Source organism: Micromonospora sp. WMMD1219 (genome assembly GCF_049315215.1).
GTDB classification, from domain to species: domain Bacteria; phylum Actinomycetota; class Actinomycetes; order Mycobacteriales; family Micromonosporaceae; genus Micromonospora; species Micromonospora tulbaghiae.
Window position 1 is genome coordinate 56,193 of the sequence record NZ_CP186057.1, and the last position, 19,597, is coordinate 75,789.

At 72.7% G+C, this 19,597-nt stretch carries 17 protein-coding genes; 7 read left to right on the top strand and 10 right to left on the bottom strand.

Annotated features, from left to right (window positions below):
• Positions 1–70: 70 nt before the first annotated feature.
• Positions 71–1,435, bottom strand: a complete 1,365-nt coding sequence (locus ACN27C_RS00275) for a glutamine synthetase family protein (RefSeq protein WP_422750132.1) — start codon at positions 1,433–1,435, stop codon at positions 71–73.
• 86 nt (positions 1,436–1,521) lie between these two features.
• On the opposite strand from ACN27C_RS00275, the gene ACN27C_RS00280 reads away from it, so the two are divergent.
• Positions 1,522–2,700, top strand: a complete 1,179-nt coding sequence (locus tag ACN27C_RS00280; RefSeq protein WP_422750134.1) for a PQQ-dependent sugar dehydrogenase — start codon at positions 1,522–1,524, stop codon at positions 2,698–2,700.
• Positions 2,701–2,731: 31 nt separating this feature from the next.
• Here the strand turns inward: ACN27C_RS00280 and ACN27C_RS00285 are convergent, their stop codons facing one another.
• Together ACN27C_RS00285 and ACN27C_RS00290 are read right to left on the bottom strand one after the other, a co-directional pair.
• Complete coding sequence (locus ACN27C_RS00285; RefSeq protein ID WP_422750136.1) at positions 2,732–2,980, bottom strand: flavin reductase; 249 nt, start codon at positions 2,978–2,980, stop codon at positions 2,732–2,734.
• On the bottom strand, positions 2,980–3,273 hold the full coding sequence (locus tag ACN27C_RS00290) for a hypothetical protein (protein ID WP_422750138.1): 294 nt from the start codon (positions 3,271–3,273) through the stop codon (positions 2,980–2,982). The genes ACN27C_RS00285 and ACN27C_RS00290 overlap by 1 nt, the downstream gene beginning before the upstream one ends.
• A 408-nt stretch (positions 3,274–3,681) precedes the next feature.
• On the opposite strand from ACN27C_RS00290, the gene ACN27C_RS00295 reads away from it, so the two are divergent.
• Together ACN27C_RS00295 and ACN27C_RS00300 are read left to right on the top strand one after the other, a co-directional pair.
• Complete coding sequence (locus tag ACN27C_RS00295) at positions 3,682–4,482, top strand: helix-turn-helix domain-containing protein (protein WP_422750140.1); 801 nt, start codon at positions 3,682–3,684, stop codon at positions 4,480–4,482.
• Positions 4,473–4,667 carry a DUF397 domain-containing protein gene (locus ACN27C_RS00300; protein WP_350814204.1) on the top strand — a complete coding sequence of 65 codons (195 nt, stop codon included), beginning with the start codon at positions 4,473–4,475 and terminating at the stop codon, positions 4,665–4,667. Before ACN27C_RS00295 ends, ACN27C_RS00300 begins: the two co-directional genes overlap by 10 nt.
• A gap of 13 nt (positions 4,668–4,680) precedes the next feature.
• On the opposite strand, the gene ACN27C_RS00305 is transcribed toward ACN27C_RS00300, so the two are convergent.
• The 6 genes from ACN27C_RS00305 to pcaF all read right to left on the bottom strand — a co-directional run bounded on the left by ACN27C_RS00305 (position 4,681) and on the right by pcaF (position 11,809).
• Positions 4,681–5,058, bottom strand: coding sequence for a nuclear transport factor 2 family protein (locus ACN27C_RS00305; RefSeq protein ID WP_422750142.1), 378 nt, complete (start codon positions 5,056–5,058; stop codon positions 4,681–4,683).
• 30 nt (positions 5,059–5,088) lie between these two features.
• A complete protein-coding gene (locus tag ACN27C_RS00310; protein ID WP_194799766.1) occupies positions 5,089–6,663 on the bottom strand; it encodes an amino acid permease in 1,575 nt (524 codons plus the stop codon).
• A gap of 261 nt (positions 6,664–6,924) precedes the next feature.
• Positions 6,925–7,425 (bottom strand): DUF456 domain-containing protein, encoded by a 501-nt coding sequence (locus ACN27C_RS00315; protein ID WP_422750144.1) that lies wholly within the window; start codon positions 7,423–7,425, stop codon positions 6,925–6,927.
• An 88-nt stretch (positions 7,426–7,513) separates the two neighbouring features.
• Positions 7,514–9,664 carry a putative bifunctional diguanylate cyclase/phosphodiesterase gene (locus tag ACN27C_RS00320; protein WP_422750146.1) on the bottom strand — a complete coding sequence of 717 codons (2,151 nt, stop codon included), beginning with the start codon at positions 9,662–9,664 and terminating at the stop codon, positions 7,514–7,516.
• Between the two features lie 4 nt (positions 9,665–9,668).
• Positions 9,669–10,487, bottom strand: a complete 819-nt coding sequence (locus ACN27C_RS00325) for an SAM-dependent methyltransferase (protein ID WP_121686128.1) — start codon at positions 10,485–10,487, stop codon at positions 9,669–9,671.
• A gap of 116 nt (positions 10,488–10,603) precedes the next feature.
• Positions 10,604–11,809, bottom strand: coding sequence for a 3-oxoadipyl-CoA thiolase (gene pcaF / locus ACN27C_RS00330; protein ID WP_364814634.1), 1,206 nt, complete (start codon positions 11,807–11,809; stop codon positions 10,604–10,606).
• A gap of 98 nt (positions 11,810–11,907) precedes the next feature.
• Here pcaF and ACN27C_RS00335 point away from each other — a divergent pair, with 98 nt between their 5' ends.
• The 4 genes from ACN27C_RS00335 to ACN27C_RS00350 all read left to right on the top strand — a co-directional run bounded on the left by ACN27C_RS00335 (position 11,908) and on the right by ACN27C_RS00350 (position 16,086).
• On the top strand, positions 11,908–12,873 hold the full coding sequence (locus ACN27C_RS00335) for a glutathione S-transferase family protein (RefSeq protein ID WP_120571136.1): 966 nt from the start codon (positions 11,908–11,910) through the stop codon (positions 12,871–12,873).
• Positions 12,866–13,534, top strand: a complete 669-nt coding sequence (locus tag ACN27C_RS00340; protein WP_422750149.1) for a DUF998 domain-containing protein — start codon at positions 12,866–12,868, stop codon at positions 13,532–13,534. Before ACN27C_RS00335 ends, ACN27C_RS00340 begins: the two co-directional genes overlap by 8 nt.
• A gap of 136 nt (positions 13,535–13,670) precedes the next feature.
• Entirely contained in the window at positions 13,671–14,951 is a 1,281-nt protein-coding gene (locus tag ACN27C_RS00345; protein WP_181373726.1) for a dicarboxylate/amino acid:cation symporter, read from the top strand.
• A 67-nt stretch (positions 14,952–15,018) separates the two neighbouring features.
• Positions 15,019–16,086 carry an NADH:flavin oxidoreductase/NADH oxidase gene (locus ACN27C_RS00350; protein ID WP_421499981.1) on the top strand — a complete coding sequence of 356 codons (1,068 nt, stop codon included), beginning with the start codon at positions 15,019–15,021 and terminating at the stop codon, positions 16,084–16,086.
• A gap of 7 nt (positions 16,087–16,093) precedes the next feature.
• Here the strand turns inward: ACN27C_RS00350 and ACN27C_RS00355 are convergent, their stop codons facing one another.
• Positions 16,094–19,579, bottom strand: a complete 3,486-nt coding sequence (locus ACN27C_RS00355; protein ID WP_121685511.1) for an ATP-binding cassette domain-containing protein — start codon at positions 19,577–19,579, stop codon at positions 16,094–16,096.
• Positions 19,580–19,597 lie beyond the last annotated feature (18 nt).

Consider the following 19,597-nt stretch of genomic DNA (forward strand, 5'->3'; position numbering starts at 1 on the left):
AAGCCGCATAACGCCCGCACCGGGGACCGCAAGTGCAAGATCGACGCCGACAGCGGGGCGGGGGGCGGGGTCAGAGGCGTTCGAAGCCACGGGTCAGCTCCCAGTCGGTCACCGCGGCGTCGAAGGCGGTCAGCTCGACCTTCGCCTGGTTGGCGTAGTGGGCCGCCACCTCGTCGCCGAACGCCGCCCGGGCCACCTCCGAGCGCTGCCACAGCTCCAGCGCGTCGCGCAGCGTGGTGGGCACCCGCTCGGCGTCCGGGTCGTCGTACGCGTTGCCGGTGCACTCGTCCGCCAGCTCCAGCTCGTTCTCGATGCCGTGCACCGCCCCGGCCACCAGCGCGGCGATCGCGAGGTAGGGGTTGACGTCGGCCCCCGGCACCCGGTTCTCCACCCGCATCCCCTGCCCGTGCCCGACCAGCCGCAGCGCGCAGGTGCGGTTGTCGGTGCCCCAGCGCAACGCGGTCGGCGCGAACGAGCCGGGCTGGTAGCGCTTGTAGGAGTTGATGTTCGGCGCGAAGAACAGGCTGAACTCGCGCATGGTGGCGAGCAGCCCGGCCAGCACCCGCTGCCCGGTGACGCTCAGGTGCGCCGGCCCGTCACCCAGCATCGCCGACGAGCCGGAGGCGTCGCGCAGCGAGAAGTGGATGTGGCAGGAGTTGCCCTCCCGCTCGTTCGGCTTCGCCATGAACGTGATCGCCATGCCCTCCTGGGCGGCGATCTCCTTCGCGCCGTTCTTGTAGATGACGTGGTGGTCGGCGCAGCGCACCGCCTCGTCGTACCGGAAGGCGATCTCGTGCTGGCCGAGGTTGCACTCGCCCTTCGCGCTCTCCGGGGTGAGCCCCGCGCCGGCCATCTCGGTGCGGATGCGGCGCAGCAGCGGCTCGACCCGGGCGGTGCCGAGCAGCGAGTAGTCCACGTTGTACTGGTTGGCCGGGGTCAGGTCGCGGTAGCCGCGCCGCCACGCCTCCTCGTACGAGTCGCGGTAGAGCACGAACTCCAACTCGGTGCCGGCGTACGCGGTCAGCCCGTGCTCGGCCAGCCGGTCGAGCTGCCTACGCAGGATCTGCCGGGGCGAGGCGACCACCGGGCCGGAGCCGTCCAGCCACTCCAGGTCGGCCAGCAGCAGCGCGGACCCGGGCTGCCAGGGCGTCCGGCGCAGCGTGTCCAGGTCGGGGCGCATGGCGAAGTCGCCGTAGCCGCGTTCCCAGCTCGACATCGCGTATCCGTCGACGGTGTTCATGTCGACGTCCACGGCGAGCAGGTAGTTGCAGCCCTCGCTGCCGTGCGTGACCACCTGGTCGAGGAAGTAGGGCGCGTGGAACCGCTTGCCCTGCAGTCGGCCCTGCATGTCGGTGAGGGCGAGCACCACCGTGTCGATCTCACCCTCGGTGACGGCGACCCGCAACTGTTCCAGCGAGAGCGGCGTTTGCTTCATCAGGGGCCTCCATCACCAAGGTCTACTGGCAAACCGGATCACCGTCAATGCCCCGGCGGGGCCGGTGGCGAAACCGAGGAGCACACATGCGTCGTCGTACCGTCGCGGTCGTCGCCGCCGTCCTCGCGATCGTGCTCGCCGTGACCGACGCCCACGCGGGCGACCGGCCCACCGGCGAGCGACCCGCGGACGGCCCGGACCGGCCGGTCCCCGCGGGCGCGCAGCAGCGCCCGGTCGTGCTCGACCTGCGCGGCTTCGACGGACGTGCCGGCTGGTCCGGCTACGACCTGACCCGCCCCCGCGTCGTCACTACCGGGCTGGAGGCGCCGTGGGGGCTGGACTTCCTGCCCGACGGCAGCGCCCTGGTCGCGCAGCGGGACCGGGGGACGATCCTGCGCGTACGCCCGGGTCGCCCGGCCCGGCAGGTGGCCCGGATCGCCGACGTGGCCGCGGGCGGCGAGGCGGGCCTGCTCGGGCTCGCGGTCTCCCCCGGGTACCGCCGGGACCGGTGGGTCTACGCCGCCTACACCACAGCGACCGACATCCGGATCGTCCGGTTCCGACTCGGCTCGTCCCGGGCGCCGCAGGTGTTGGTGAGCGGCATCGCCCGCAGCGCCGTGCACGACGGCGGCCGGATCGCGTTCGGCCCCGACGGCATGCTCTACGCCGGGATCGGCGACGCCGGGGTGGCCGCCCGCGCACAGGACTTGACCAGCCGCAACGGCAAGATCCTGCGCATCCGCCCGGACGGCGGCGTGCCGCCGGGCAACCCGTTCCCCGGCTCGCTCGTCTACAGCTACGGCCACCGCAACGTGCAGGGCCTCGCCTGGGACCGGCAGGGGCGGCTGTTCGCCACCGAGTTCGGGCAGAGCACCTGGGACGAGGTGAACCGGATCGTGCCCGGCGGCAACTACGGCTGGCCGCTCGTCGAGGGCGTCGCCGGTGATCCCCGGTTCCGCGACCCGGTCGTCGTCTGGCCGCCCGCGCAGGCGTCCCCGAGCGGCGCCGCGTTCACCAGGGGCACGCTCTACGTCGCCGCGCTGCGGGGCGCCCGGCTCTGGGCGGTGCCCGTCGATTCCGCCGGCCGCGTGGGCGTACCGGTGGCGGAGCTGGCCGGCACCTACGGCCGCCTGCGTACCGTCGAGGTGGCGCCGGACGGCGCGCTGTGGGTGGCGACCAGCAACCGCGACGGCCGCGGCACCCCGGCGGCCGGCGACGACCGCATCCTCCGCTTCCCGCTCACCCACCGCCGCCCCACGATCTGACCCCTTGGGTACGCGCACAGCCCACCCCGCGTCAGTCACGAACCCGCGCCCAGGCCAGGAAGCGGCCGTGCAGGTCCGGAGCATGGTCCGGATTCAGCTGGGCGAGTTGTTCCCGTGCCTCGGCCATCAGGCCGCCGAGATAGAGCAGCAGCGCGGTGCGGTCCTCCCGGTACTCGACGAGCAGCGACAGACGGGCCGGTTGGCAGGGCCACTCCGCACCGCAGTTGCGGCACCGCCAGAGCGGGCGCATTGGCAGGTGCGGAACCACGCGACGGCCCATCACCGCAGCCTTCGGGCGATCGCACGCGCCTCGTCGTCGCTGAGCGGAAGGAACCAGAAGAACCGCCGGACGATCTCGGGTGGCTCCGGTCCTTCGACGCGACCGCGCAGATCCCGGATCGCCCCACGGACCAGGAACGCCATCATCCGGATGAGCGCCGCCGGTTCGAGCTGGTCGCGGGGAATGCGACGCAGGGTGGGACACGGCCACGGCTCCCGGCAGCGCTCGCATACCCAGTCCGGCTCGTACCCGATGTGACCGATGGCGCTGAGCACACCGACCAGAACCGTCACCACCGGCCCCCGTTCGCCCGCCACTCCTGCGCCGGTGTCAGACGACCGGGGCTGCCCGGGCGAACCGTGGGAAACGCCCGGGTCGGCTCGCGCATCCACGCCGGCAGGTTGCTGCCGGGGTCGCGCTTCGGCAGGGTGGGCAGCTCCCGGGTACGGCACCGGAACCATCGGACACGCACATCGGCCTCCTCGTTGTATGGAGGGGGCCGCCCGGCATCGTCGGGACCGGGCGGCCCCGGGCTGGAATCCGCCCGTGCTCGCCTGCGACGAGCGGATCCGCTTCTGTGACAGTCTGGTGAGGACACCACTACGGTCGGAAGACATCGAGCCTCGTCACGGCGCACCAGTGAAGTTCCGGCACCGTCGGCAGATATCGAATGAAGTTCACGCACGGACTGTGGAGGAACTGTGGAGGAACAGACAGCAGAGTTGATCCGTGCGCAGCTCCGCCGACTACGGAACGTTGCCGGTCTCAATCAGGAGGAGTTTGGTCGGCTGGTCCACTACTCCCCGTCAATGGTGTCCGCCGTCGAGACCGGCAGCCGTCCGTACGACCGGCTCTTTCTGGCTCGTGCCGACGAGGTGCTGAACTCCGGCGGCCTGCTGGTGTCCCTGCTCAAGATGGCCGAACGCGAGGGCTTGCCGTCCTGGCTTAGACCATGGCTCGATGCGGAACGCAACGCTCGCCAGCTCCGGTGCTTCCACCCGACTCTCGTTCCAGCCCTGCTCCAGACGGAGAACTACGCCCGAGCGGTTATTCGCTGTGACGACCTACTCAGCGAGGCCGACGTGGAGAGCCGCGTGGCAGCCCGGATGGATCGCCAGGAAGTCCTGCGGCAGCCATCTCCGCCCCAGCTCGTCGCTGTACTCGACGAGGGAATGCTGCACCGCCGCGAAGAGAGCTTCCGCGGCCTGATGGCTCAGCAGATCGAGCACCTGGTCGTCTTTGCCGAGCGCCCGCACATCAGTATCCACGTGCTTCCACTACAGGTCGGGTTGCACATCGGCTTGTCCGGTCCGTTCACTCTGGCGAGAGGCGCGGAGGGCGGTTGGGTCGCCAGCATGGAATGCCAGCTCACCACGAGCGTGATCGACGGCGACGCCGACGTGGCTACGCTTCAGTCGAGATGGGAGATGATCCGGAGTGAAGCTTTGCCCCGCCGGCAGTCTCTCGAACTTCTGAAAGAGGTAGAGACGTCATGGATTTGAGCGGCGCGACCTGGCGAAAGGCGACCCGGAGCGGCAACACCGACTGCGTCGAGGTGGCTGACAACCTGCCGGAAGTGGTGCTGGTGCGCGACTCGAAGGACCGGGACGGCGGGACGCTCCACGTCACCCCGTCCTCGTGGCGGTCGTTCATCGCCCTGGCCAAGCAGGCCGGGCCGGCAGCCTGACCAACAGGCCATCTCACATCGGCTGGACCCAAGCCGCTCGCCACTGCGGGGACGGGTCCTGGCCGAGGCTCGTCCAGTACTCTCGGCCGTCGACGATCCGCCCGTCGCGCACGGTCCAGAACGACGCGACGCGGTGCACGCCCATCTCCTCGTGCGGCACCTCCACCTCGGACACGACCGTGTCGCCCGACGCCACCACCCGCAGCACCCGGATCGACCAGCCCTCCGGGTACTCGGCGTTGACCTTCACGTAGTTGTCGCGGCCCACGATCCGCTCGGCGCTGACCGGCCACTCGACGACCACGTCGTCGGCCAGCAGATCGCCGACGCCGGTCCAGTCCCGGGCCTGCATGCGATCCCACAACGCGCGTACCACCGCTTCCGCATTCATGGCCGAATCATGGCAGGCCCCACCGACACGTCACGACGGCTCGGCGGGTTCGGGTTCGGGTTCGGCCTGGTCGACCGTGCGGCGCGGGCCGGTGAACCACTTGCGGGCCGAGGCGTACCACCAGATGGCGACGCCGAGCAGCACGCCGCCGATCGCGATGGGCGCGTAGTTCACCGCCGTCCAGCTGAAGTCGGGGTTGCCTGGTACACCCGCCGGGACGATCGGCAGCACGAAGTAGACCGAGATGACAGCGATCTCGACCACCGCGATCCAGCCGAGCAGCTTGTAGCGCCGGCCGAGCGTCCACGGGCCCGGGGTGAACCGGTCGCCCATCCGCAGCCGCAGGAAGATCGGGATGATGAAGGACAGGTACAGCCCGATCACCGCGACCGAGACCACCGCGTAGAACGCGACCGGGATGCCGCCGCGCTGGTAGAGCGCGGGCAGCGTGAGCACCAGCCCGGCGAGCGTCGCGCCGATGATGGCGTTGACCGGCGTGCCGTTGCGGTTGACCTTCGACCACAGCCGCCAGCCGGGCACCGCGCGGTCCCGGCTGAACGCGTACGCCATCCGCGACATCGACGTCACGCAGCTCATGCCGCAGAAGAACTGCCCGATGGTGGAGATGATGATGACGGCCTTGAAGAAGAACGGCGTCAGCGCGCTCTCGAAGATCGCCCCGGAGAAGCCGCCCGCCTCGTTGATCGCGTCCACGTCGGTGGCCGCGAACAGGAACGCCAGCAGCAGGATCCAGCCGCCCACCGCCGAGTAGAAGATCGACCGCCACAGCCCCTGCGCGGCGGCCTTGGACGCGCCCCGGGTCTCCTCGGAGACGTGCGCGCAGGCGTCGAAGCCGGTGATCGTGTACTGCGTGAGCAGGAAGCCCAGCGGCAGCACGTAGAACCAGAACGCCAGCCCGCCGGTGTCGCCGTCACCGAAGCCGGAGTTGTTGAACCGCTCGGTGAACACGAACTGGAAGCTCTGGTGGTTGTCCGGGACCAGGACCAGGATCAGCACCACGGCGGCCGCGCCGGCCACGTGCCACCAGACCGAGACGTTCTGGAGTACGTCGATGATCCGGTGCCCGTAGATGTTGATCAGCCCGTGCAGCGCGAGGATCACGACGAACAGCCCGAACGTCTGGTGCCCGGTGCCGGCCCAGCCGTCGAACAGCGCCGACAGCGTCAGGTTGAGGAACGTGGCGCAGCCGTAGTCGACCGACGCGGTCACCGCGACCAGCCCGATCAGGTTGAGCCAGCCGGTGAACCAGCCGTGCACCGGCCGGCCCATGGTCGCCGCCCACCAGTAGATCCCGCCCGCGGTCGGGTACGCGGACACCAGCTCGGCCAGGCAGAAGCCGATGATCAGGATGAACAGCGAGATCAGCGGCCAGCCCCAGGAGATCGCCACCGGGCCGCCGTTGTTCCACGCCTGGCCGAACGTGGTGAAGCAGCCGGCCAGGATCGAAATGATGGAGAACGAGATCGCGAAGTTGGAGAAGCCGCTCCACTTGCGGCGCAGCTCCTGTTTGTAGCCGAGTTCGGCCAGTCGTCGGGCGTCGTCGTCCATCGGCTGCTCGGCGGTCGGCGCGGGCGTCGTGGCCACTGCACACCTCCTCGAGGCGATCCTCGTGCGAGTGCTCGCAGTGTGCTCCCGGCCGATCAAGGTGGTCAATACGCGCGCCGGTAATTGCGTTGTCGCCGGATCCCACCGGGGGCATCATTGTGGGCGTGACCAGGCCCGACCCGACGGGCCGGCACCGGGCGCTCGGCAACGCCCGGTCCGCGGCGGCGCGCGGCGTCCACCTCTCTCTCACTGATGTACGGCGATCGGCCGTACCCTCCGGACGCCCCGCGCCGCCGCACCCTAGACGAACAGCAACCCCGCGACCCACAGCGCGGCGATCATCAGGCCGGCGGTGAACTCCAGGACCATCGACAACCCGGCCGCCTTGAGCGCCTGCACCGTGGCCGGCCAGGCCAGCCGGGTGTCGCCGAGCCGCAGCCGTTCCGCGCCGAAGATCCCGCCGACGAAGCCGATCGGCAGCCCGATCACCGGGATCACGAAGAAGCCGACCACGCCGAGCAGCCCGCCGGCCAGCAGCGAGGTGGTGGGCACGCCGGTCCGCTTCAGGTTGCGCCCCGGCCACAGGTACTTGAGCACGGTGCCGCCGACGGCGATCACCGTGGCGGCGGCCAGCACCGCCCAGCGGCCCGGCCCGGCGTCGCCGAACAGCGTCCACACCAGTACGCCGCCCCAGCACAGCGGCAGCGCCGGTAACCCGGGCACCACCACCCCGGCCAGTCCGGCGACGATCGCCAGCGCGGCGACCACCGACACCACGGCCTGCGAATCGGTGAGGCTCACCGGTTCTCCCTTCCTCGCCTGCCGCGTGCGCGGGAGGTGTTAAGCGGGGCCCCCTCCTCTACCGGAGGCGTTAAGAGGGGGCCCTTCCTTACCCGCCCAGGCGGGCGCGGATGCCGTCGGCGGGCATCGGTGCGCCGAACAGCCGGCCCTGCCCGGTGTCGCAGCGCAGCGCGCGCAGCCGTTCGGCCTGCACCTCGGTCTCCACCGCCTCGGCGGTCACCGACAGCTCCAGCGCGTGCGCCAGCCGGACCAGCGCGTCCACGATCCGCTCGTCCCGGTGGTCGGCGACCGCGTCCGCGCCGTCACCCCGTATCCCCTCGACGAACGGGCCGGCCAGCTTCACGCAGTGGATCGGCAGCCGCCGCAGGTACGCGAGGTTCGAGTAGCCGGTGCCGAAGTCGTCGATGGCCAGCCGCAGCCCGAGGCCGGCGAGCTGGTGCAGTGTGCGCAGCGGCTCGCCGGCGCTGCCCATGACGGCGCTCTCGGTCAGCTCCAGCTGCAACAGCTCGGCCGGCAGGCCGGTGTGCTGCAACGCCTCCGCCACCGTCTCCACGATGGCCGGGTCGTCGGCCTGCCGGGCGGCCAGGTTGACGCTGACCACCGGCGTGGTGTCCGGGTACGCGCGCCGCCACGACTCGGCGTCGCGGCACGCCTGACGCAGCACCCAGGCGCCGAGCCGGACGATCAGGCCGGTCTCCTCGGCCAGCCCGATGAACCGGTCCGGCCCGATCAGCCCCAGCTCCGGGTGCTGCCAGCGCACCAGCGCCTCGACCGCCACCATCGTCCCGTCCAGCAGCGACACGATCGGCTGGTAGTGCAGCACGAACTCGCCCCGGTCCAGCGCGGCGGGCAGGTTCGCGGCCAGCGCGGAGCGGGCGATGTCGGCGGCGCTGCGCTCCGGGTCGTACACCGCCCAGCGGCCCCGGCCCTCCGCCTTGGCCCAGTAGAGCGTGGTGTCGGCGGCCTTCATCAGGTCACCGACGCTCGTCTCCGCCGCCGGGCACTCCACGATGCCGATGCTGGCCGACACGGCGAGCTGCTGGTCGCCGACGTGCACCGGCGCGGACACCGCGGCCAGGGCCAGCTCGGCGACCTCCACCGCGTCGTCGATGCCGCCGTCGGAGTCGACCAGGATCACGAACTCGTCACCGCCCATCCGGGCCACCAGGTGACCGCGCCCGGCCACGCAGTCACTGAGCCGGCGGGCGATCACCTTGAGCAGCCGGTCGCCCAGGTCGTGGCCGAGGCTGTCGTTCACCGCCTTGAAGCCGTCCAGGTCGATGAAGCAGAGCCCGACGCGCTGGTCCGGGCCGGCGCCGTCGAAGACGTCGCCGAGCGTCTCGAAGAACAGTGTCCGGTTGGGCAGGCCGGTCAGCGGGTCGTGCAGCGCCTGGAAGCGCAGCCGCTGCTGCAACTCGTACCGCTGGGTGATGTCCTCCACCATGGCGACTGTGAACCGGGGCCGACCGTCGTCGTGCCGGATCAGCGACACCGCGAGGTCGGTCCAGACCACGCTGCCGTCCTTGCGGTAGTAGCGCTTCTCCACCCGGGCGCTGTCCCGCTTGCCCTCGATCAACTCCTTGTACAGCTCCCACATCCCGGCCGCGTCGTCGGCATAGGCCAGCGCCGACACGTTCATCCGCCGCATCTCCGCGACGGTGTAGCCGAGCATGTCCGCGAACGCCTGGTTGACCTCGATGATCTGCCCGTCCACACCGGCGATGCCGATGCCGATGGCGGCGCCGGTGAAGACCGCCCGGAAACGCGCCTCGCTGTCCCGCAGCGCCTGCTCGACGGTGTCCCGGGCCTGCCACGCGGACCGGGCGATCCGCTCCTGCTGGCTGAAGACCCGGTCGCGCAGCGCGCGGGCGAACCCGGCGGCGAACGCGCCCTGGAGCAGCGCGACCCGCTCGCGCAGCTCCGGCGACTCGGTCCGCGACGGCAGCACCCAGGGCAGGAACCGGTCCCCCAGTGCCTGCACCGACCAGTCGAGCACGCCGGGCTCGGTGAGGTGCGCCTCGACGAGGGCACGCCCCACCTCCTCCGCGGGACGGGCGGAGAAGGCGGGGGCGAGCAGGGCCTCGCCGAGCCGCTCGGTGAGCGGCACCAGCAGGCGCTCGGTCTCGGCCGCGCTCAGCGGCACGAACCCGATGCGGCGCACCGCGCGAGCCCACTCGGCGGCGTACGCGGCGGCGCCGGGCCGGCTGACGTCTCCCCCGTCGCTGTCCGGGGCGCGCATGGGCTCAGCCGGCTGCGCGGTCGTGCCGGGCGACGCCGCCGAAGGCTCCGAACCGTTCCGGGTGCTCGTCCACGTCCGACGGGGAGTCGGGCCGCCACAGCGGCATGTGCACGACGCCCGGTTCGAGGATCGTCCAGTCGCCGAAGAAGCCGGTGATCTCGGCCCGCGAGCGCAGCGTGATCTCGGTGGCGGTACGCGCCGACAGCCGCTGCGCGTCCAGCATCTCCTGCGGCTGGTCCTCGAACGTGGAGTGGGAGATGACCAGGTAGCTGCCGGGCGCGGCGGCGGCGCGCAGGGTGGCCAGGATGTCGGCCGGGCGGTCGGCGTCGGGCACGAAGTGCACCACGCCGGCCAGCAGGATGCCCAACGGCCGGTCGAAGTCGATCAGGCCGCTGGCGGCGGCGTGGTCCAGGATCAGCTTCGGCTCGCGCAGGTCGGCCAGGACCGCGGTGGCCCGGTCGTTGCCGGCGAGCAGTTCGTGGCTGTGCGCCACGGCCACCGGGTCGATGTCGACGTACACGATCCGGGCGTCCGGGTCGGCGGCCTGGGCGACCTCGTGCACGTTGCCGACGGTGGGGATGCCGGAGCCGATGTCGAGGAACTGGTCGATGCCGGCGTCGAGCAGCACGCGTACGGCCCGGCGCAGGAACTCCCGCCCGGAGCGCATGGTGGCGGCCAGGTTCGGCGTCATGGCCGCGATCTGTTCGGCGAGCTGCCGGTCGATCTCGAAGTTGTGCGCCCCACCGAGGAAGTAGTCGTAGACCCGGGCGGCGCTCGGCCGGCTCAGGTCGATCTCGGTGGGCAGGCTCTCCGGCGTCTGCATCGCTCGGTCCCCCAGGTCGTCGTCCGCCGTCGATGGCGGATCATGTGGTCCAGACCACTCTAGGCCGGTACGGCCGGGTACGGGAGATCCACAGCGGGCGATGCTGCCGGCCCGGGTCAGTCGGCCGATTCCAGCAGCAGCGAGATGCCCTGCCCGACGCCGATGCACATGGTGGCGAGCGCCCGCCGGCCGCCCCGGCGGCGCAGTTCCAGCGCGGCGGTCAGCGCCAGCCGGGCGCCGCTGGCGCCGAGCGGGTGACCCAGCGCGATGGCCCCGCCGCCCGGGTTGACGTGCTCGGCGTCCTCCGGCAGGCCCAGCTCGCGCAGCACCGCCACCGACTGCGCGGCGAACGCCTCGTTCAGCTCGATCACGTCCACGTCGCCCAGCGACAGGCCCGTCCGGTCGAGCAGCTTCCGGGTCGCCGGGACCGGGCCGATGCCCATGATCCGCGGCGGTACGCCTGCCGACGCGGCACCGCGTACCCGGGCCAGCGGGGTGAGGCCGTAGCGTTCGACGGCGGCCGCGGAGGCGACCAGCAGCGCGACGGCGCCGTCGTTGACCCCGGAGGAGTTCCCGGCGGTGACAGTGCCGCCCTCGCGGAACGGGGTGGGCAGCGCCGCGAGCTTCTCCAGCGTCGTCTCGCGCGGGTGCTCGTCGGCCTCGACCAGCTTCGTCTCCCGCTTGCCGGCGGGCACCGTCACCGGGACGATCTCCTCGGCCAGCCGGCCGTCGGCCTGCGCCTTCGCGGCCCGCTGCTGCGACCGGTACGCGAAGGCGTCCTGCGCGGCCCGGTCCACGCCGAACTCGGCCGCCACGTTCTCCGCCGTCTCCGGCATCGAGTCGATGCCCCAGCCCTTGCGCATCAGCGGGTTGACCAGCCGCCAGCCGATCGTGGTGTCGTACACCTCGGCGGTGCGGGCGAACGGCGTGGCCGCCTTCGGCATGACGAACGGCGCGCGGCTCATGCTCTCCACTCCGCCGGCCACCACCAGGTCGGCCTCCCCGGCGACGATCGCGCGGGCGGCGGAGGCGAGCGCGTCCAGGCCGGAGCCGCAGAGCCGGTTGACGGTGCTGCCCGGCACCTCCTCCGGCAGGCCGCCGAGCAGCGCGGCCATCCGGGCCACGTTGCGGTTGTCCTCGCCGGCCTGGTTGGCGCAGCCCAGGATCACGTCGTCGGTGCGGGCCCAGTCGACGGACGGGTGGCGGGTCACCAGCTCGCGGACGACGTGCGCGGCCAGGTCGTCGGGGCGGACCCCGGCCAGCGCGCCGGCGTACCGGCCGATCGGGGTGCGGACTCCGGCAACGAGATAGGCCACTGTCATCGCGCGTACGTCCTTCGGGGGTGGGAAGGGGTCGGTCGGCGGGTCGCGGGGGTACCCGGCGCCAGGATATCCGTGACCGGAGCGGATAGGTTTGCCGCATGTCCGGGGCCCAGTTCAGCGCAGAGACCAGCGGCGGCGGCGCGTTCGTCCGCCAGCCCAACCGGTTCACCGGCCGGGTCACCCCGCACTCCACCTCACCGGAGGGCGGCGGGCCGGACGAGGCGGGGCGCTGGCCCCTGGAGGCGGGCCGGTACCGGCTGATCTGGTGCCGGGCCTGCCCGTGGGCGCACCGGGCCCGGATCGTGCGCGGCCTGCTCGGGCTGGACGAGGTGATCTCGCTGGGCACCGTCGACCCGATCCGGGACGAGCGGGGCTGGCGGTTCGCGCTCGACCCGGACGGCTTCGACCCGGTGCTCGGCATCGGCTTCCTCTCCGAGGCGTACCTGTCCACCGACAGGGACTACACCGGCCGGGTGACGGTGCCGGCGCTCGTGGACACGCTCACCGGACGGGTGGTCACCAACGACTACCCGCAGCTCACGCTCGACTTCTCGACCGAGTGGCGGCGGTTCCACGCACCGGACGCGCCGGATCTCTACCCGGTCGAGCTGCGCCCGGAGATGGACGCGCTGATGGCGGAGATCCACCGGGACGTCAACAACGGCGTCTACCGGTGCGGCTTCGCCACCTCCCAGGAGGCGTACGACGAGGCGTTCACCGCGCTGTTCGCCCGCCTCGACGCGCTCAGCGAGCGGCTGGCCGGGCGGCGCTACCTGATGGGCGACACGATCACCGAGGCGGACGTGCGCCTGTTCACCACGCTGGTGCGCTTCGACGTGGCATACCACGGGCACTTCAAGTGCAACCGGCGCAAGCTCACCGAGATGCCGGTGCTCTGGGCGTACGCGCGGGACCTGTTCCAGACGCCTGGCTTCGGCGAGACGGTGGACTTCGACCACATCAAGCGGCACTACTACGCCACCCACGACATGATCAACCCGACCCGGATCGTGCCGCTGGGCCCGGACCTGTCCGGCTGGACCACCCCGCACGGACGTGGTTGAGGACACCGGCCGCCGGATCGCCGCCGCGTTCGCCGCCGTCTGCCTGGCAGCCGGCGCGGCAGCGGTAACTGTCGCGGTGATCGCCGGTCCTGGCCCGGGCCCCATCGCGTACGTGAGTGAGGCGGGCATCACCGACAGCGGGTACGCCGGGGCGTACCGGATGGGGATCTTCTCGGTGGCCGCGTCGCTGCTGCTGCTCGCCGGGGCGCTGCCGCCGGGGGTGCGGGCGGCGGCCGGGCTGCTCGGCGTCGGCGCGGTCGCCACGGTGCTCTCCGGCGCTGTCACGTGCAGCGAGGGCTGCCCGCTGCCGCCGTTCGAGGCGACCACGGTGGCCGACCTGGTGCACGGCGGTGCGAGCATCGCGGCGACCGCCGCGGTGGTGCTCGCCATGCTCGTGCTGCTGTTCTCCCCGGCGGCGGACCGGGGACTGCGGCGGATCGCCGCGGTCGGCGCGGCGGTGGCGCTGCCGGTGGCCGCCGTGGTAGCGGCGGCGCTGCTGCTGGTCGGCCGCAGCGCGCTGCTCGGCGTGTCGGAACGGGTGCTGCTGGTCGTGGTCGCCGCCTGGGGACTGGTCACCGCCGGTTACCTGGCTGTAAGGAGCCTCACCGGCGACGGTCCTTCCGTTCCGGCGACGGAGGGGAGTAACGTGTCGCGACGATGACCAATGTCTGGTGCCTCACCGAGCGCCTGTACGTCGATCTCCGGCGTCAGGCCAGCGGCGTCTGTCCGGCGTAGTTCCACGCCCCGACGCCCGCCTTCCCTCTCCAGACCTTGGATTCGTCCTCATGACCTCCGCCCTGCGCAGAATCCCCTTCTCCGTCCAGATCCTGCTCGGCCTCGTGCTCGGCGTGGCGCTCGGTTTCCTCGCCCGCGCCGCCGACCTCGCCTGGCTGACCAGCACGCTCGACACCGTCGGCGGCCTCTTCGTCCAGCTGCTCAAGCTGGCAGTGCCGCCGCTGGTCTTCACCGCCATCGTGGTCAGCGTGGTCAGCCTGCGCGGCGTCGCCAACGCCGCCCGGCTCGCCGTCAAGACGCTGCTCTGGTTCGCCGTCACCGCGCTGATCGCGGTGAGCATCGGCATCGGCCTCGGCCTGCTCACCGACCCCGGCCGGGGCGTCAACCTGGACCCGGCCGGCGCCACCGCGCCGAAGACCACCGGCTCCTGGATCGACTTCCTCACCGGCATCGTCCCGACCAACCCGGTCGGCGCGTTCGTCGAGGGCAACGTCCTGCAGATCGTCTTCCTCGCCCTGGTGGTGGGTGCCGCCGCGCTGCTGGTCGGCGACGCCGCCGAGCCGTTCGTGTCGCTCAACCGCTCGCTGCTGTCGATCGTGCAGAAGGCGCTGTGGTGGGTCATCCGGCTCGCCCCGATCGGCACGCTGGGCCTGATCGGCAATGCCGTCGCCTCGTACGGCTGGGACCTGCTCGCCCCGCTCGCGAAGTTCACCACGGCCGTCTACGTCGGCTGCGCCCTGGTGCTGTTCGTGGTCTACCCGGTGCTGCTCGCGGTGGCCGGCAAGCTCAACCCGCTGCGCTTCTTCGCCGGCGCCTGGCCCGCCATCGAGCTGGCCTTCGTCTCCCGCTCCTCGGTGGGCACCATGCCGGTGACCCAGCGCTCGGTCGAGCGCCTCGGCGTCCCCCGCGAGTACGCCTCCTTCGCGGTGCCGTTCGGCGCCACCACGAAGATGGACGGCTGCGCCGCCATCTACCCGGCGCTCGCCGCGATCTTCGTGGCGCAGGTGTTCGGCGTGAACCTGGGCGTCACCGACTACCTGCTCATCGCGTTCGTCTCGGTGGTCGGCTCGGCCGCGACCGCCGGCCTGACCGGCGCGATCGTCATGCTCACGCTGACCCTGAGCACGCTGGGCCTGCCGCTGGCCGGAGCCGGTCTGCTGCTCGCCATCGACCCGATCCTGGACATGATCCGTACCGCCACGAACGTGGCCGGGCAGGCCGTCGTGCCGACCATCGTGGCCGCCCGGGAGGGAACGCTCGACCGGGCCGCGTACGACTCGGCCGGCAAGCGCGACCTGATCGAGCCGGTCGAGACCGAGCGGCTCGACCCCGTACCCGCCTGATCCACACACCGGCGGGTGCGTCTCCCACAAGGAGGCGCACCCGTCGCCCTGACCGGAGGATCCGAGAATGAGCGCCCTGTTCACCCCGCTCGCCCTGCGCGGCGTCACCCTGCCCAACCGGATCGCGCTGGCGCCCATGTGCCAGTACAGCGCCGGACCCGACGGCCTGCCCACCGACTGGCACCGGGTGCACCTCGGTTCCCGCGCGGTCGGCGGGGCCGGCCTGGTGATCACCGAGGCGACGGCGGTGGTGCCCGAGGGCCGGATCAGCCCGCAGGACACCGGCCTCTGGTCCGGCGCGCACGTCGACGCGTGGCGTCCGATCACCGCGTTCGTCGCCGGTCAGGGCGCGGTGCCGGCCGTGCAGCTCGCGCACGCCGGGTTCAAGGCGTCCACCTACCGGCCGTGGGCGCCGGCGCGCGGCGGTGTGCCGGACGCCGAGGGCGGCTGGACCCCTGTGGGCCCGGGTGACCAGCCGTTCGTCCCGGACTACCGCACCCCCACCGCGCTGGACGAGGCGGGCATCGCGGCCGTGGTGGACGCGTTCGCCACCGCCGCCGGACGGGCGCTCGACGCCGGGTTCGCCGCCGTGGAGATCCACGCCGCGCACGGCTACCTGCTGCACGAGTTCCTGTCCCCGCTGACCAACCGGCGCACCGACGGCTGGGGCGGCGACCGGGCCGCCCGGATGCGGCTCACCCTTGACGTGGCCCGCGCGGTACGCGCCGCCGTCGGCGAATCAGTGCCGGTGCTGACCCGGATCTCCGCCACCGACTGGGCCGACGGCGGCTGGACCGTCGAGGACAGCGTGGTGCTCGCCGGGGAACTGGCCGCCGCCGGGGTCGACCTGATCGACACCTCCTCCGGAGGCGCGGCGGTCCAGGCGTCCATCCCGGTCGGACCCGGCTACCAGGTGCCGCTCGCCGCCCGGATCCGCCGCGACGCCGGGGTGCCGACCGGTGCCGTGGGCCTGATCGTGGAGCCCGAGCAGGCCGAGCAGATCGTGGCCGGCGGCGAGGCGGACCTGGTGCTGCTGGGCCGCGAACTGCTGCGCGACCCGTACTGGCCGCGCCGCGCCGCCGCCAAGCTCGGCGCCACCCCCACCTGGCCCAACCAGTACACCCGAGCCTTCTGACCGGGGGTCAGCCGGCCAGGTGGTTCCAGCGGGGTTCCAGGTCGGTCCAGGTGCCCTGGTCGGCCACCGTGCCGTCGATCAGCACCACCACCCGGTCGGCCCGCACCAGCGCGGCCCGCTTCGCGGTCGAGCCGACCACTGTCACCCCGTGCTCGCGCAGTGCCGCCCACAACGCCAGCTCGGTGCTCACGTCCAGCGCCGACGACACGTCGTCGGCCACCAGCAGCTCGGTACGCGGGGCGAGCGCCCGGGCCAGCGCCAGCCGCTGGAGCTGACCGCCGGACAGCCGGGTGCCCTTGTGCCCGATCAGCAGCCCGAGCCCGCCCCCGGCGGCGGCCAGGTCGTGTTCGAGCTGGGCGGTCGAGACCGCCCCGGCGGCGTCCACCTGGTGGCCGAGCGCGATGTTGTCGGCCACCGTGCCGGAGAGCACCCGGGGTAGCTGACCCACGTACCCGACCTGGTTGGGGCGCAGGAACATCTCCGGCTCGGTGACCGGGTCGCCGTTCCAGCGCAGCTCGCCGACGTGGTGCACGATCCCGGCGAGCGCGCGCAGCAGCGACGACTTGCCGGACCCGACCGGGCCGACGACCAGCACCAGCTGCCCGCGTTCGACCACCAGGTCGACGTCGCGGACGGCGAGCGTGCCGTCGGAGTGCAGCGCGCCGAAGCCGGACAGCTCCAGGCGGCGCAGCGGGTGCCGGGGCGGCGGCTCGGGCGCGGGCGCGGTGCCGGCGACCAGGTCGAGCCCGGGCACCGGCGCCGCGTACACGGCCTCGCCGGTCATCGCCACCGTCCGCCTGGTCCACACGCGCGCCGACGGGTACTGCGACACCAGCGACGCGGTGGTCCACGCGAACCAGCGGGCCGCGCCCAGGGTGGAGACGGCCACGAGCGTGGCGCCGGCGGACAGCTCACCGGCCAGGTAGAGCGCCCACGCGCCGATCGGCAGCAGGCCACTGGCCACCGACGGGGTGGACCGGGCCCACACCTGCATGGCGATCTCGCGTCGCTGCCGCTCGCTGCGTACCTCGTCCAGCCGGGCGAGGTGGCGCAGCACCGGGCGGGTCGCGCCGGCCAGCTTCACCGTCCGGGCGGCGGACAGCGCGGACACCAGCGCGGTGGCGAACGCGGCGCGCGCCTTCACCGTGCCGGCCGCGTTGCGTTCCAACCGGGGCCCGAACAGCGTCGCCGCCAGCCCGGAGACCACCATCGTGCCGACGAAGAACAGCGCCGGTACGAGACTGCCGGTCACCAGCGTCATGGTGATCACGATGGTCAGCGAGATGAACTGGTCCATCAGGTTGTCGGCGAGGTGCACGACCCGGTCGGTGTCGCCGCCCTGTGCGACCACCTCGGCCGGGGTGTGCCCGCTGACCCGGCGCGCGCCGGTCTGCCCGTGCACCAGCCGGGCGCTGATCCGCAGCATCTGCCGGATCCACCACTGCGGGAACCACAGGTTCGTCAGGTACGGCAGCGGCAGCACCACGAGCAGCGCCGCCACGATGCCCAGCGCCGGCAGCCACGGGTCGCCGCCGCCGACCAGGTCGGCCCAGAGCCAGGGCAGCACCGCCCCGTCCATCCCGAGCACCGTCATCACGATGAACAGGGCGACCGAGACCATGCCGTACCGCGGGTCGTTGGTGCCCAGCCGGAGGATCTCCCGCATGGTCCGCGCGGGGGGCGTGGGCGGCGCGGGTGGCGGGTCGGCGCGCGGCACGGCGGCCGGCCGCGTCGCGGGCGCGGCCGGCGTGGCGGGCGCGTCGTCCCAGGCGGGCGCGTCGAGCAGGTCCACGCCACCGCGCCGGGCGCCCACTCCGGCGTACGCCCCGGCGTGGCTGGTGGCGAGCAGCTCGGCGAAGCGGGCCGACTCGCGCAGCGGACCGGCCTCCAGCACCGCGCCGTCGGCCATCACGACCACCTCGTCGCAGCGGCGCACCGAGGAGAGCCGGTGCGCGATGACGATGCCGATCCGGTCGGTGAGCAGCCGTTCGGTGGCTTCGCGTACCCGGTTCTCGGTGACCGGGTCGAGCCGCGCGGTGGCCTCGTCGAGGATCACCACGTGCGGGTCGCGGACCAGGATGCGGGCGAACGCGACGAGTTGCTCCTGCCCGGCGGAGAGCACGTAGCCGCCGTCGCCGAGCCGGGTGTGCACGCCGTCGGGCAGTTCGGCGATCCAGCCGGCCAGGCCCAGTTCGGTGAGCGCCCGCTCGGCGGCGTCCAGCAGTTCCGGGTCGAACAGCGCCACGTTCTCGGCGAGCGTGCCGGCCAGGATCTCGGTGCGCTGCGGCACCACGGCGATCCACCGGCGCAGTTCCTCCACGTCCAGGTCGACCAGGTCGGTGCCGCCGAGGAAGACTGTGCCGCGGGGCACGTCCACCGCCCGGGTGAGCACCTTGGCCAGCGTCGACTTGCCCGAGCCGGTACGCCCGACGAGCGCGTACGAGCGGCCGCGGACGAAGTCGAGGTGGACGTCGCGCAGCGCCGGCCCGCGCTCGTCCCCGCCGGCCGGGTAGCGGTAGGTGAGCCCGCGCACGGTCAGGTCCCCGTCGACCGGGGTGGCCCCGCCGTCGGGCTCCTGCGGCGACCCGGCGAGCAGTTGCACCCGGCCCCACGCGCCGAACGCCTGTTGCAGGTGCGGCACCCAGCGGGCGATGTGCTCGACCGTCGCGCCGAACGCGATGGCCAGCAACCAGATCGCGGTCAGCCGCGCGGCGTCGACCCGGCCGGTGGCGAGCGCCCACGCGCCGCCCAGCACCACGCCCGCGATGCCGACCCGGACCGCGCCGGCGGCGGCCGCGGTGACCCGGGCGGAGAGCCGGAACACCCGGACGCACCGGGTGATCACCTCGGCCGCGCGGCGGGCGTAGAGGCGCAGCACGTACGGCCGGGCGAGGCTGGTGCGCACGTCGTCCTGCCCGTGCACCGCCTCCTCCATCACGGCCGCGAGGTCGGACCACGCCTCCTCCTCGGCCATCCGGGCGGGGGCGATGCGGGCGGTCGGTCGGCGCAGCGTCACCGCGAGCAGCGAGGTGAGCACGATCATGCCGACACCGGCGGGCCACCAGACGATCAGCGCGCTCACCGTCGCGAGGGCGCAGACCGCGAGGCCCTGCGCCAGCCGTACGCCGGTGTTCCGCATCTCGGCGGCGACCTGGTAGACGTCGTTGTCGATCCGGTCGAGCAGTTCGCCGACCGGTGTGGTCTCCAGGGTGGGCAGGTCCTGGCCGAGCGCGACCCGGCAGAGCCGCCGCCGCACGTCGGCCGACCAGTCGGCGGTGAGCCGGGCCATGATCAGGCCGATCAGCAGGTCGGTGACGACAGCGGCGACGAGCGCCACGGCGAGCGCGACGAACCAGCCGGACGAGCGGTGCACCAGCACCGGCCCGGCCAGCGCGGAAGCGGCCGCCTGACCACCGGCGCCGAGCACGATCAGCAGCAGGACCGCCGCCATCCGGCGGGGCGCCGTGGCCCAGAGATCTCGGAGCAGGCGCATGGAAGGTCCTCCGGACTC